At 60.6% G+C, this 13,617-nt stretch carries 9 protein-coding genes and 1 pseudogene; 1 reads left to right on the forward strand and 9 read right to left on the reverse strand.

Translation table 11 applies throughout. The features are described from left to right. Nucleotides 1-79: 79 nt before the first annotated feature. The 5 genes and pseudogenes from H097_RS20260 to H097_RS20280 form a co-directional block, all read right to left on the reverse strand. Complete coding sequence (locus tag H097_RS20260; RefSeq protein WP_032862025.1) at nucleotides 80-970, reverse strand: transglutaminase family protein; 891 nt, start codon at nucleotides 968-970, stop codon at nucleotides 80-82. After that, nucleotides 970-3,456, reverse strand: coding sequence for a circularly permuted type 2 ATP-grasp protein (locus tag H097_RS20265; protein ID WP_032862026.1), 2,487 nt, complete (start codon nucleotides 3,454-3,456; stop codon nucleotides 970-972). Before H097_RS20265 ends, H097_RS20260 begins: the two co-directional genes overlap by 1 nt. 97 nt (nucleotides 3,457-3,553) lie before the next feature. Continuing rightward, nucleotides 3,554-6,838, reverse strand: a complete 3,285-nt coding sequence (locus tag H097_RS20270; protein ID WP_032862027.1) for a transglutaminase family protein — start codon at nucleotides 6,836-6,838, stop codon at nucleotides 3,554-3,556. 201 nt (nucleotides 6,839-7,039) lie between these two features. Next, entirely contained in the window at nucleotides 7,040-7,516 is a 477-nt protein-coding gene (locus H097_RS20275) for a hypothetical protein (protein ID WP_229752211.1), read from the reverse strand. Further along, nucleotides 7,513-8,427, reverse strand: a pseudogene (locus H097_RS20280) (NAD synthetase). Before H097_RS20280 ends, H097_RS20275 begins: the two are co-directional and overlap by 4 nt. Nucleotides 8,428-8,608: 181 nt before the next feature. Here H097_RS20280 and H097_RS20285 point away from each other — a divergent pair. Further along, entirely contained in the window at nucleotides 8,609-9,097 is a 489-nt protein-coding gene (locus H097_RS20285) for a type VI secretion system tube protein Hcp (protein ID WP_032862028.1), read from the forward strand. A gap of 42 nt (nucleotides 9,098-9,139) precedes the next feature. Here the strand turns inward: H097_RS20285 and H097_RS20290 are convergent, their stop codons facing one another. The 4 genes from H097_RS20290 to H097_RS20305 all read right to left on the reverse strand — a co-directional run bounded on the left by H097_RS20290 (nucleotide 9,140) and on the right by H097_RS20305 (nucleotide 13,570). Beyond that, entirely contained in the window at nucleotides 9,140-9,589 is a 450-nt protein-coding gene (locus tag H097_RS20290) for a hypothetical protein (protein ID WP_032862030.1), read from the reverse strand. Nucleotides 9,590-9,658: 69 nt separating this feature from the next. After that, the gene (locus H097_RS20295) at nucleotides 9,659-10,099 is read right to left on the reverse strand and encodes a hypothetical protein (RefSeq protein ID WP_032862032.1); all 441 of its coding nucleotides are present in this window, start codon (nucleotides 10,097-10,099) and stop codon (nucleotides 9,659-9,661) included. Next, nucleotides 10,099-11,016 carry a hypothetical protein gene (locus H097_RS20300; protein WP_032862033.1) on the reverse strand — a complete coding sequence of 306 codons (918 nt, stop codon included), beginning with the start codon at nucleotides 11,014-11,016 and terminating at the stop codon, nucleotides 10,099-10,101. The genes H097_RS20295 and H097_RS20300 overlap by 1 nt, the downstream gene beginning before the upstream one ends. Before the next feature lie 250 nt (nucleotides 11,017-11,266). After that, nucleotides 11,267-13,570 carry a YgiQ family radical SAM protein gene (locus tag H097_RS20305; RefSeq protein ID WP_032862035.1) on the reverse strand — a complete coding sequence of 768 codons (2,304 nt, stop codon included), beginning with the start codon at nucleotides 13,568-13,570 and terminating at the stop codon, nucleotides 11,267-11,269. Nucleotides 13,571-13,617 lie beyond the last annotated feature (47 nt).

Here is a 13,617-nt window from a genome sequence, read left to right on the forward strand (position 1 = left end):
CTCGCGAAGCGTTACAACGATAACGCGGACATCCTGGCTTTATGCGGTGCCCTTGCGTTTTTCGCGAGCAAGCTCGCTCCTACATTAATGGCATCACCGTTACCCGCACTTCCGGGTCATGGTTCCCTCCCCCCAGAATCACCCCCCGCAACGGCGAGACATCGGAAAAATCCCGGCCCCAGGCCAGGGTGATGTGCTCCAGTGCCGGCTGCACGTTGTTGGTCGGATCAAAATCCACCCAACCTGACACCGGGCAAAATACCGACACCCACGCGTGCGACGCATCGGCGCCGATCAGCCGTGGCTGGCCAGGCGGCGGCTGGGTCAGCAGGTAGCCACTGATGTAACGCGCCGCCAGGCCCCGTGAGCGCAGGCAAGCGAGCATCAGATGGGCAAAGTCCTGGCAAACCCCCCGTCGGCGCTCCAGCACCTCCACCAGCGGCGTGGCGACCTGGGTGGCTTCGGCATCGAAGGTGAACTCGCTGAAAATCTTCTCCATCAACGCCTGCACGCCCAACAACAGCGGACGACCGGCAGGAAAACAACTCTCGGAGAACTCGACGAAGGTTTTCTTCAGATGCACGTAGGGCGATTCAAAACGATAACGGCACGCCTCGATGGCCTCTGCCGACAACGGCTGGCTGCTGTAGGTCAGGCTGTCGCGAGTCTGGTCCCAGGGCGGTGACTGGCTGAAATCCAGCACCGGCCGGGCCAGCACTTCGACGGTCAAGCCGGCATTGACCAACAACTCATCATGGGGCCGCTCGAACGCCAGCCGGGTGATCGGGTTGCCAAACACGTCCAGCTCATCGCGGCGCGCAGTCGGTTCGGGGCTGATCTCCAATTGCCGCGAAGTGCAGCGCTGCCAGGCACAGGGGCGCGGCCACAAGTGCGCCAGCTGCTGGGCCAGGGACACCGGGCTGTCGTAGTGGTAATGGGTATCGTGGAAAATCTGGTAGCGCGCACTCATCACACAGACACCGTTTGCTGGCTGACATCATCCACATGGGCAAAATGGCGCAAGGCCAGGCGATCGGAAACTTGCCCGCTTTCATCGGCGACAGCCTGCAACAGGTCCGCCAGGCCATCGAGGGCCGCACGTACGCCGGCGTCGCCAAACAGCGGGTTCTCCAGGCAACCCAGGTCAAAGCGCGACAGGCGCTCCACCAGCGGCGCCAGGCCGGTCTCCCGCGGCACACCGAAGTCATCGTTGAGCCGGCGCAGGGTGCGGCTCACCAGTTTGAGCTGGAACAGCACTGCGTGGGGGTTCTGTTCATCCAGTAGCAACAGGTCCAGCACCGGAATCAATTGCGGCACCGCCAGGTAGCGCGAGCGGTAGGTGATGCTGCTGTTGCCCAGCTCCAGCAACCAGTCCAGCCCGGCCTGATCGAACACCGCCACGCCGCGCAGGAAGGCCGCGAGGCTGCTGCTGAGAAATTGCAGGCGCTCGATACGCCGGCCCATCATCAAGAAACGCCAGCCTTCGTCGCGGGTCATGTCGTCCAGGGCAAAACCGGACAAGGCCGCCAGGGACATCACCAGACGGTTGAGGAAGTCCAGTAACTGGCCAAAGTCCGGGGTCTCGCTTTCCAGCTCCATGGCCTCGCGCTGCAACTCCACCAGAGCCTGCCAGTTCTCCCGGGACAACTTGCCGCGCACCTGGGACGCCGCCCACTGCAAACGCTGCAAATTGGCACGCAGGCTCGACGGCCAGTCATCACCGAGCAGGGCTTCCAGCAGCCGCTCTGGCAACTCACCCTCCTCCGGCAGCAGGCGCAGGCTTTCTCCAAGCTCCACGGCGGCCTGCAAGGCCAGCGGATCGTCACCGTCGACATAGCGGGCGAGGACGATGCGCAGCCAGCGTGCACTGTCATCACAGCGCTCACAGTAACGGCCGAACCAGAACAGGTTTTCCACCACCCGCGAGGGCAGGTACGGGTCGCGGCGCACCAGGTCGTGAGCGCCAATCACTCGCTGCGCCCGCCATTGTTCGCCACCTGGGGCGCGCTCGCCCAGGACCCAGGTGTCCTTGCTTGCCCCACCACGTTGCATCGACACCACTTCTGCGTCCGCCTGCGCCGCCACACGGGTCAGGCCGCCCGGCAACACCCGGTAGCCGTCTTCGCTGGCCACCGCGTACACGCGCATGCCGATGGCGCGATGCTGTAGATGATCGTCCACCGTGTGCCAGACCGGCGCCTGGGACAGTTGCGCCAACTCTTGCGCGACGTAGGCATAGGGGCGCGCCTGTATTCGTTCAGCCAGAGCCTGGCGTTGTTCCTGGTTCAGGTCGCGACCAAACACCGGGGCAAAACTTTGCGAGGGAAACGCCGGCTTGATCAGCAGCTCCGGGAGCTTTTCCAGGGCTTCAGCCAGCACCGGCGCCTCGCCGCACCACCAGGTGGCGATGGACGGCAGGATCAGTTCTTCGCCAAACAGAAACTGATTGATCTTCGGCAAAAAACCCAGCAAGCCGGGGGACTCCAGCACGCCGGCGCCCAAGGCGTTGGCCACCAGTACATTGCCCTGGCGCACCGCATCCAACAGGCCGGGCACGCCCAGGGCCGAGTCGGTGCGCAGCTCCAGCGGGTCGCAAAAATCATCGTCCAGCCGCCGCATGATCGCGTGTACACGGCGCAGGCCGCTGAGGGTCTTGAGGTACACCGTACTGTCGCGCACCGTCAGGTCGCCGCCTTCTACCAGTGGGTAACCGAGCTGGCGGGCCAGGTACAGGTGTTCGAAATAGCTTTCGTTGAACCGCCCCGGGGTCAGCAGCACGATCAGCGGCGGCTGGTCATCGCCCGGCGCCTGGCGGGCCAGGGTTTCCTGCAGGGTGCGGAAAAAACCGGTGAGGTGCTGCACTTGCAAGTCGCGATACAGGTCCGGGAACGCACGGGACACGATGGTCCGGTTTTCCAGGGCGTAGCCGGCGCCGGACGGCGCCTGGGTGCGATCCGCCGTGACCCACCAGCGACCGTCCGGGGTGCGCGCCAGGTCCACCGCATACAGGTGCAGGAACACGCCATCGGGCGGCTGGATGCCCTGGCACGGCCACAGGTAATTGTTATGCCCGAACACCAGCTCTGCTGGCAGCAAACCTTCGGCAATCAGACGTTGCGGGCCGTACAGGTCGGCCAGCACGGCGTTGAGCAACCGTGCGCGCTGGGCGATGCCCGCGGACAAATGCGCCCACTCATCCGCCGCCAATACGTGCGGCAGCAAGTCCAGCTCCCAGGGGCGGTCCGCGCCCTTGGGGTCGGCGTAGACGTTGTAGGTCACGCCGTTTTCCTGGATCTGGCGGGTCAGCAACGCCTGGCGCTGGGCCAGTTGTGCCGGGGTGCTGCGCTGCAGATGGTCAAGCAAGCGCCGCCAATGGGTACGGACGGCACCGCTGTCGTCCAGCAGTTCGTGATAAGTGCCCGCAGTCAGCGGGTAACGGTCGAGCAAGTCGGACATGGAACGCTCGGCAGAGGCATGGGGGCTCAGATTAACTCACAAACACTGCAAATCTACTGTAGGAGCTGGCTTGCCGGCTCCTACAGTAGGATTGTGTTTAGTCATTTTTATGGGGAAACCGCCGCAGATCCAGGGTCATTGGCAACTCGTCGTTCACGACCACCGGCGGTACTGGCAGCTTCCCGGGGCTATGCCCCAAGCGGAAAAACCGCGCCATGCGCCGGCTCTCGGCTTCATTGGCATTGACCGGCAGGCTGTCGTAATTGCGCCCGCCCGGATGGGCCACATGGTATTGGCAGCCGCCCAGGGAACGCTGCATCCAGGTATCGAGCAGATCAAACACCAGCGGCGCATGCACCGGGATGGTCGGCTGCAAGCAATTGGCCGGTTGCCAGGCGCGATAGCGCACGCCGGCGACAAACTCACCCACACGCCCGGTGGCATGCAGCGGCACGGCCACGCCGTTGCAGGTCAGCACATAACGCTGCGGCGGCAAGCCGCTGAGTTTCACCTGCAAACGCTCAAGGGATGAGTCCACATAACGCACCGTCCCGCCCGCCGCGCCCTCCTCGCCCAGCACATGCCAGGGCTCCAGGGCCTGGCGCAGTTCCAGTTCGATACCGCTGACGGCATAGTCGCCGACCTTGGGAAAGCGGAACTCCAGGTGCGCGGCGAACCACTCGGCGCGCAGCGGGTAGCCGGCCGCGTTGAGGTCGACGATAACGTCGGCAAAGTCCTGCTCGATAAAGTGCGGCAGCAGGAAACGGTCGTGCAGTTCCGTGCCCCAGCGCGCCAGTTCCGGCGGCGCGTAGGGCTCACGCCAAAAGCGCGCCACCAATGCCCGCAGCAGCAACTGCTGGGTCAGGCTCATGCGCGCGTGGGGCGGCATTTCAAAGGCACGCAGTTCCAGCAGGCCCAGGCGCCCGGTGGCGCCGTCGGGGGAGTAGAGCTTGTCGATGCAAAACTCGGCGCGATGGGTGTTGCCGGTGACGTCAATCAGCAGGTTGCGCAACAGCCGGTCCACCAACCAAGGTGGGCATTCCTCCCCAGGCTCGGGCATCTGCGCGAAGGCGATTTCCAGTTCATACAGCGCATCGTTGCGCGCCTCATCCACCCGTGGCGCCTGGGAGGTCGGGCCGATAAACAGGCCGGAAAACAGGTACGACAAGGACGGATGGTTGTGCCAATAGCTGATCAAACTGCGCAACAGGTCCGGGCGACGCAGGAACGGTGAGTCCTTGGGCGTGGCGCCGCCGAGCACAAAGTGGTTACCGCCACCGGTGCCGGTGTGACGCCCGTCGATCATGAATTTTTCGGTAGTCAGGCGGGTTTGCCGGGCCTCTTCATAGAGGAACTCGGTGCGCTCCACCAATTCATCCCAGGTCGCGGACGGCTGCACATTGACTTCGATTACGCCGGGGTCGGGCGTGACGCGGAAGTTGCTCAGGCGCGGATCGCTTGGCGGCTCGTAGCCTTCCAGCAGCACCGGGCAATGCAGTTCTTCGGCGCAGGCCTCGATGACCGCCACCAGCTCCAGGTAATCCTCGACCCGCTCCAGGGGCGGCATAAACAGATAGAGCCGACCTTCCCGCGCCTCGGCACACAAGGCGGTACGCGTCAGCCAGTCAGCCGACTCGTCGATCCTGGGCACCCGCTCTTCACTGGGAGCAGGCTCGCCAGGGGCCGGCGCCGTGACAGGCAATGGCGGCAGATCCTGATTGGGATCGGTCGGATGCACGAAGGGGTAGTCGGCCGCCGTCACCCACGGCTGCGAGGCCAGTGGCAAACGATAGCCCAGCGGCGAATCCCCAGGCACCAGCCGACAATGGTTGTCGCGCAGGTACCAGCGACCGCTTTGCCAGCGATCATTGGCCGCCGTGCGCGCCAGCGGTAAAACCTGGCCAATGACTTTATCCAGGCCCTGGGTAAACACCTTGCGCAGTCGCGCACGCTCCAGTTCGTCGTCCAGTCGCGGGTCTTGGGCACTGACATTCTGTGCCAGCGCACCCTCGCGCCACAGGTAGTAGAAATTGTCTTCGTAGGCCGGGAACACAAAGCGCGCCGGCAACTTCAGGCGCTCGGCGACACTGGCCAGAAAGCGCCCGGCCATCACCTCATCGGCGCCGTAGTCCTGCTGTTCATCGGCGATCAACGCGCTGTTGTGCCAGACCGGCACGCCATCGCGACGCCAATGGCAGTTGAGGGACCAACGCGGCAATTGCTCGCCGGGGTACCACTTGCCCTGGCCGAAATGCACCAGCCCCTTGGGCGCATAGTGCTTGCGCATGCGCTGGAACAACTCGGCAGACAGCCGACGCTTGTCCGGGCCCAGGGCGGCGGTGTTCCACTCGGCGCCGTCGGGGTCGTCGATGGAGACAAATGTCGGTTCGCCGCCCATGGTCAGGCGCACGTCGTCCTTGAGCAGGTCGCCATCAATCTGCCGCCCCAGCGCCTGGATCGCCAGCCACTGCTCTTCGGTGTAGGGCTTGGTGACACGTGGCGCTTCCCAGATGCGCTCCACCGACATCTCGTGGGTAAATTCGCACTCGCAGGGCTCGACCAGACCACTGATAGGCGCCGCTGACGATGGATCAGGACTACAGGCCAGCGGGATATGCCCTTCACCAGCGAACAACCCGGACGTAGCATCCAGGCCAATCCAGCCCGCGCCAGGCAAATACACTTCGCACCAGGCGTGCAGGTCGGTGAAGTCCACCTCGGTGCCCGAGGGGCCGTCGAGGGCCTTGACGTCGGCGGTGAGCTGAATCAGGTAACCGGAAACAAACCGCGCCGCCAAGCCCAGGTTGCGCAGTAATTGCACCAGCAGCCAGGCCGAATCGCGGCACGAGCCGCTGGCGTTTTCCAGAGTGAACTCCGGGGTCTGTACGCCGGGCTCCATGCGGATCAGGTAGCCGATATCGGCGGCCAGGCGCTGATTGAGGCCAACCAGGAAGTCCACGGCTGGCAGTGGCGTGCGGTCGATACCGGCCAGGTACGCGGCGAACTTCGGCGTCAGCGGCAAGGTTTCCAGGTACGGCGCCAGCTCGCGCTGCTCATCGGCGGCGTAACTGAAGGGGATTTTTTCAGCGTAGGGCTCAAGGAAGAAATCGAACGGGTTGAACACCGCCATCTCGGCGACCAGATCCACCTCGATGCGCAGCTCATCGGTCTTTTCCGGGAAAACCAGCCGCGCCAGGTAATTGCCCTGGGGGTCTTGCTGCCAATTGATGAAATGCTGCTCGGGCAGCACTTTCAGCGCGTAGGACAGGATCCGCGTGCGGCTATGGGCCGCCGGGCGCAGGCGCACAATCTGCGGGCCAAGCTCCACAGCGCGGTCGTAGCGGTAATGCGTAACATGGTGCAACGCGACATGAATCGACACGGCGGCCTCCTGCGAGCCAGGGCATGGAAACAAAGCGCGCAAGACTTATGCCAGAGCGGCGGTCATTGCGTTTTATCGAGGGAGCCGGTGCAGTACAGCACCAAAACGGCGCCACGGCTGCGGTAATGGTGCAAGGGTTGCACACTATTGTGGCGAATGTGGGTGGGGCGGTATCGGTTTGGCGGCCAATGGGGTGGGGAATCACCTCGACTTCCTTATTATTGCCCGCTCATGTTTACGTCGCTTGCTAATGGCCGCCGATACTTTCCGGCGCATATGGTGAAGCTCTACGGCTTTTGCACACATTTCTCGATGGCGTTTACTGCGCAGCAGCAGCAGCAGCCCAAGTACCGGCCAAAAGAAGCTTTCTGCGTAAATGAATGGGTGCGGCGAGAACTGAAAACCTGGCAAGGCAACCAATAGACAGGCGATGAAAAGGCCATACATGCCCCTGGCCCACTTCGGTCGCCCATAGGCGATCATGAAGTTGCAGTGTGTGATAAATAAAGCCAAGACCACGCAGGCATTTTCAGCAGCAGCATTTGATAACGATGGTAAATAATAATTTTCCACCAACACGACAACAGCAGTACTGCCGAAGAAACCTGAAAAAATTACGCCAATAAACACGGGGAAATTACGGACCAAAAAAGGACGAAGTGGCACGAGAAACTTCATTCTGATGTCTCCTCGTAGAGTCCGACCGCAATAGTCCGGATGTTGCCGGAACGCATGCTGCCAGTAATGCCCGATACGGCGCCAAGGGCATCAAGCATCTGCATGATGGTCCCGCGCCTTACTTCAGCCGAGGTGTAGCGCTTTGGCATCTCTCCAGCCATTTGTTTCAGCTTGATCATTTTCCGGGTCAATTCCGGATGGTTGATACTGAGTAACTCCCTGGTGAGCTTTACCCGCTCCTATCGACTCAGCCCCTTGAGTACCTTGTGTGTGTTTTTCCCCGTTGCCTTTTTGAGCATGCTGACGAACCGAATCGTCGACAGCGCTGTGCTACCAGCACCTAACAACGAAGCAGCATCCAATCCGGTCGTTACGGCCTGATACCATTGATCGCTATCCAGAGCGTCATTACGGGCAGGGTCAGTCATTTCATTCCTGGTCCGGCGAGCGCCAATCACGCACTGGATCGAACTGGCTACTACTGACGTATAACTAATCACAGCAACCACACCCGTCGCCCCGAAGGTAAAAGGACTCAGCACCGAGCCCCCCAATATCACCAACCAACTGATCACCGCCGAACTACACGCCAACGCCGCATTAACCGCTTCAAACGACACCTGCGACTCTCGCGGCTCGTTCTCCAGCCGCCGAGCAAACTCCACCCGCCCGATATAGCTGGGAGCTTCCCGCAAAATCACCTTCTTCGGCGCAATGCTGCAAATCGGCTGAAACTCACGCAACACCACCACGCGCATTTGCGCATCGAGATACACCACCCCGGCCCCGACAATAGCGGGATCAGCGTCGATGGCCGCAAACAATCGGCGTAGGTCAATACTGCTTTCAACCCGCTGCCGCGTCATGGAATGGTCGATGGAGAAACCATCCCTCAATACACTGGAAGTCATCCTTTTACTCCTGAGTACACAAGAGCGCCGAGCGTAAAGACAGTGCATCGCTCAAGAATGTCGGATTTTTTCCTTTCTTCAGACAGCCACTTCCTGAACGTACCTCAAGGCCTTGCGGGCCTTACCGAGGATGGGAAAAAGTGCGCGTCCTTAACGACAAATACTGAGGCAGGGAGCAACGATGGCAACGGATATGTTTTTGAAACTGGGGGACATCAAGGGTGAATCCGGGGACCAGGCGCATCGCGATGAAATCGACGTCAGCGAATGGAGCTGGGGGATGTCGCAATCCGGATCCATGCACAGCGGAACCGGTGGTGGCGCGGGCAAGGTCAACATGCAGAACCTGTCCATCACCAAAACCGTGGACAAATCCTCGCCCAACCTGATGATGGCCTGCGCCACCGGAAAGCATTATCCAGAGGCCAGATTAACCGTGCGCAAGGCCGGCGGGGCCAGCGCTGTGGAGTATCTGGTGATCACGATGAAAGAAGTCATGATCGCGTCCTATCAGAGCGACGCGGTCACCACCAAGGATGTACTGAGCGAAATGATCAACCTGAACTTCGCCAAGATCGAAGTCAGCTATCAGCCGCAGAAGTCCGATGGCGGCAAGGATGGTGGGGCTATCAAGTTCGGCTGGAATATTCGCGAAAACATCAAAATCTGAAGGTATGAGCCAAGGTGTTTGCCCCCCCTCAGTTGGTCTTGCCTACCGTGTTTTTTGCCTGGCGATTGCAGCCTTGCGCAATTGACGAATGTCGAAAAACTTCTGACGCATTACGCGATGGAGCTTGCTATTGAGCAGCAGTAGCGCCAGCAATGGAAACAGTAGGCTCAAACCATAGATTAACGAATGCTGCCGATCACTGATGGCGGGTAACACACCCAGGAAACACAGCCCCAAAAGCACCACCAGCGGCCACACCCATTGTGGACGCCCGCGCGCAATCATAAAGTTGCAGTGCACGATGAACAGAGTGAGCGCTATGCCCCCCAGGAAGGAATACTTGGTGTTGTCTGCCATGGAAAGGCTTGGCAAATAGCTGTCGAAAAACAACGGGACCGCAAACACCAGAGTAAAAATGGACGCGAATATAGCCCCCATAAAGACCGGAAAATACTTCGACAGAAAACTACGAATGCTGGGCAGCTCATTCATTGCTCGCGTTCCTAGTGCAGGCCACAGCAGTTGCTACCTTCTGAATAATGTTGAGGTTGTGAGGGGGCATCATTTTTTGCGCTGTGATTTCAAGGATTGGCGCAGACGACGGATCTCCAGAAGCTGACGGCGCATTTCCCTATGACGTTGACTATTGAACAACAACAGCCCCAGCAACGGAAACAACAGCCCTATTACATACGCAGCCATATGTGGCCGATAGCTATAGGTCGGCAGCACGACCAGAAAACAGACAACGTAGAAGGCTGCGATGGCCCAAGCCCCCCACTCTCGCCCTCTAATCATGACGAAATGGCTGAACGCCAAGAGCAATCCCAAGAAAACTGCCGCCAGAAAAGAATAGCGCGCCCGCTCTGGGTCACTGCGAAAAAATGTACTTGATGCCAGTGAAATTGCGACAGAGAGAGAGAAGCAGGCAAGGAAAAATGCGCATATAAACGCTGGAAAATACTGGGCTAAAAAAGCTTTCAGCGAACCTTGGCGATCCATCACTCAAGCTCCTCATACAGGCCAACTGCAACAGTTCGAATGTTGCCTGATAAGGCGCTCCCGGTAAAACCAATGGCAGCGCCCAGGGAATCTCTGATCTGCGTCACAGTAGCGTGATTGATCTCGGTCGCCGAATAGCGCTTGCTCAACTCACCGGAGCGCTGGCGCAGTTTCAAGAGCTTATTGCTCAAGCTTGGATCTTTCAGGCTTAGCAACTCCTTGGTGAGCGCCTTGCGTTGCTGACGGGTCAACCCCTTGGACAACTCGTACCAACTTCTGCCAGTCGTCACCTTTCGAGCCTGCAGCAGCCGAAGAGTCGTCAGAGTTGAGGCGCCGGCACCCAGCAGTGAAGCGGCGTCCAATACCGGCATTGCATAGCGATACCAGTCTTCGCTATCCATATCGTCGTTGGCTGCCGGGTCATTTAGTTCGTTGATAGTTCTCATGCCCCCGACTACACATTGCGCAGTACTGGCCGCTGCAGCAGTCGCGCCGATGCCCGTCACCACCAGGCTCGCGCCCCCCGTGAAAGGCACGGCGACTGTGCCGCTGAACACGACAATCCAACCGAGGATTGCACCCGCACAAGACAGGGTCGTATTGACCGCTTCCCCCACCAACCGAGACTCACGCGGGTTGTTTGTCACCTGCTGGGCAAACTGCGCCGGCGCAATGTACCTCTGCGCCTCACGTAAAATGATGCGCTTGGGCTTGATGCTGCAGATCGGCTTGAACTCGCGCAGAGTCACGACATTGAAGTCCGCATCGATATACACCACGCCCGCACCGACGATGCCGGGGTCGGCGTCGATGGCGGCGAACAGGCGGGGCAGGTTGATCTGGCTTTCGATGCGCTGGCGCGCCATGAACTGGGAGCGGTTGGAGTCCATGCCGATGTTGAGCAGGGGGTTGCTCATGGGGTGTTCTTCCTTGACGGGTTCGAGTGGCCGCAGAGGCCTCATTCCTGTAGGAGCGAGCTTGCTCGCGAAAAACTCACAAGCGCCGCGTTTGTCCAGGCAGCTCGCGTTATTGTTGACGTTTTTCGCGAGCAAGCTCGCTCCTACAGGTATGGCGGTTTAACGGGCGCCACCTTAACAAACAGGTTTCCCTGCCGCTAGAAAGCAAAACGCCAGCACGGAGGCTGGCGTTTGGCATTTCAGGCTGCAATCAACGCGGCACTACCGGCTTGCGCGCAGGCTTGCCGCCCTTGCCCTTGGCCGCATCAGCGCGCTCCTTGGCCGCCTGCTTGTTACGCGCCTGAGCTGCGGCCTTGGCCTGTTCGCGCTTGTCCCACGGGTTGCTACCGTCGCTGCCACGGGGTGGCAGGCCGGTGTGCTGGGTGAGGATCTTGGTGGTGGTTTCCTTGGCGACCTTATGGCTGCCCACCGGCGTCGAGTTCTTGCGACGGGCGCTCTGGTAGCTGTCAGTGCTCGGCTGGTGCAGCGGGATCAACTGGTCCTTGCCCGGCCCGATCAGGTCGGCGCGGCCCATGCGGGTCAGTGCTTCACGCAGCATCGGCCAGCCCTTCGGGTCGTGGTAGCGCAGGAAGGCCTTGTGCAGGCGGCGCTGGTCTTCGCTCTTGACGATGGTCACCGCATCGCTCTTGTAGGTGACCTTGCGCAGCGGGTTCTTGCCCGAGTGGTACATCGCGGTGGCGGTGGCCATCGGCGAGGGGTAGAACGCCTGCACCTGGTCGGCACGGAAGCCATTGCCCTTGAGCCACAGGGCCAGGTTCATCATGTCTTCATCGGTGGTGCCCGGGTGGGCGGCGATGAAGTACGGGATCAGATACTGTTCCTTGCCCGCTTCCTTGGTGTACTTCTCGAACATGCGCTTGAACTTGTCATAGCTGCCAATGCCCGGCTTCATCATCTGGTTGAGCGGACCTTCCTCGGTGTGTTCCGGGGCGATCTTCAGGTAGCCACCGACGTGGTGGGTCACCAGCTCCTTGACGTACTCCGGCGACTCGACAGCCAGGTCATAGCGCAGGCCGGAAGCGATCAAAATCTTCTTCACACCCGGCAACGCACGGGCGCTGCGGTACAGCTGGATCAAGGAGGAGTGGTCGGTGTTCAGGTTCGGGCAGATGCCCGGGAACACGCAGGATGGCTTGCGGCACGCAGATTCGATTTCCGGGCTCTTGCAGGCGATGCGGTACATGTTCGCGGTCGGGCCGCCGAGGTCGGAAATCACACCGGTGAAACCCGGGACCTTGTCACGGATCTCTTCGATCTCGCGAATGATCGACTCTTCGGAACGGTTCTGGATGATCCGGCCTTCGTGCTCGGTGATCGAGCAGAAGGTGCAGCCGCCGAAGCAGCCACGCATGATGTTCACCGAGAAGCGGATCATGTCGTAGGCCGGGATTTTCTCCTTGCCGTACACAGGATGCGGGACACGCGCGTAAGGCATGCCAAACACGTAGTCCATTTCTTCGGTGGTCATGGGAATGGGCGGCGGGTTGAACCACACGTCCACTTCACCATGCTTCTGCACCAGGGCGCGGGCGTTGCCAGGGTTGGTTTCCAGGTGGAGCACACGGTTGGCGTGGGCATACAGCACGGAGTCGCCACGGACTTTTTCCACGGAGGGTAGACGAATGACCGTCTTGTCACGGGTCATGCGCGGGCTGGCCAGGATCTGTACGACCTTGGCCTCCTCCGGATCTTCAACCGGTCCCTTTTCCTGCTCGATGGCACAGGCCTGGGTGTCCTGGGTATTCACGTACGGGTTGATGATCTTGTCGATCTTGCCCGGACGGTCGATACGGGTGGAGTCCACCTCGTACCAGCCTTCAGGCGTATCACGGCGAATGAACGCAGTGCCGCGCACGTCGGTGATGTCTTCGATCTTGTGGCCCCACGACAGGCGCTGGGCGACTTCGACAATCGCCCGCTCGGCGTTACCGTACAGCAGGATATCGGCGGTGGCGTCGATCAGGATCGAGTTGCGCACCCGGTCCTGCCAGTAGTCGTAATGGGCGATGCGGCGCAGGGAAGCCTCGATGCCGCCGAGTACGATCGGCACGTTCTTGTAGGCTTCCTTGCAGCGCTGGCTGTACACCAGGCTGGCGCGGTCCGGACGCTTGCCGGCCATGCCGCCCGGGGTGTAGGCGTCGTCGGAACGGATTTTCTTGTCGGCGGTGTAGCGGTTGATCATCGAGTCCATGTTGCCGGCCGCGACGCCGAAGAACAGGTTCGGCTCGCCGAGCTTCATGAAATCGTCTTTGGACTGCCAGTTGGGCTGGGCAATGATCCCGACGCGAAAGCCCTGGGACTCCAGCAGCCGGCCGATGATTGCCATGCCGAACGACGGATGGTCAACGTACGCATCACCGGTGACGATGATGATGTCGCATGAATCCCAGCCAAGCTGATCCATCTCCTCCCTGCTCATCGGCAGGAATGGCGCTGGACCGAAACATTCGGCCCAGTACTTGGGATAGTCAAATAACGGCTTGGCTGTTTGCATGACGGTGACCGGTGTTGAGATGAAAAATCGCGGGCGCGGAATATAGC

Origin of the sequence: Pseudomonas sp. FH4 (assembly GCF_000510915.2) — a bacterium.
GTDB classification, from domain to species: domain Bacteria; phylum Pseudomonadota; class Gammaproteobacteria; order Pseudomonadales; family Pseudomonadaceae; genus Aquipseudomonas; species Aquipseudomonas brenneri.

Coding starts and splice junctions, on each gene's coding strand:
- H097_RS20260 (WP_032862025.1), bottom strand. CDS start 970: ATGAGTGCGCGCTACCAGATTTTCCACGATACCCATTACCACTACGAC.
- H097_RS20295 (WP_032862032.1), bottom strand. CDS start 10,099: ATGGATCGCCAAGGTTCGCTGAAAGCTTTTTTAGCCCAGTATTTTCCA.
- H097_RS20275 (WP_229752211.1), bottom strand. CDS start 7,516: ATGAAGTTTCTCGTGCCACTTCGTCCTTTTTTGGTCCGTAATTTCCCC.
- H097_RS20300 (WP_032862033.1), bottom strand. CDS start 11,016: ATGAGCAACCCCCTGCTCAACATCGGCATGGACTCCAACCGCTCCCAG.
- H097_RS20305 (WP_032862035.1), bottom strand. CDS start 13,570: ATGCAAACAGCCAAGCCGTTATTTGACTATCCCAAGTACTGGGCCGAA.
- H097_RS20285 (WP_032862028.1), top strand. CDS start 8,609: ATGGCAACGGATATGTTTTTGAAACTGGGGGACATCAAGGGTGAATCC.
- H097_RS20265 (WP_032862026.1), bottom strand. CDS start 3,456: ATGTCCGACTTGCTCGACCGTTACCCGCTGACTGCGGGCACTTATCAC.
- H097_RS20290 (WP_032862030.1), bottom strand. CDS start 9,589: ATGAATGAGCTGCCCAGCATTCGTAGTTTTCTGTCGAAGTATTTTCCG.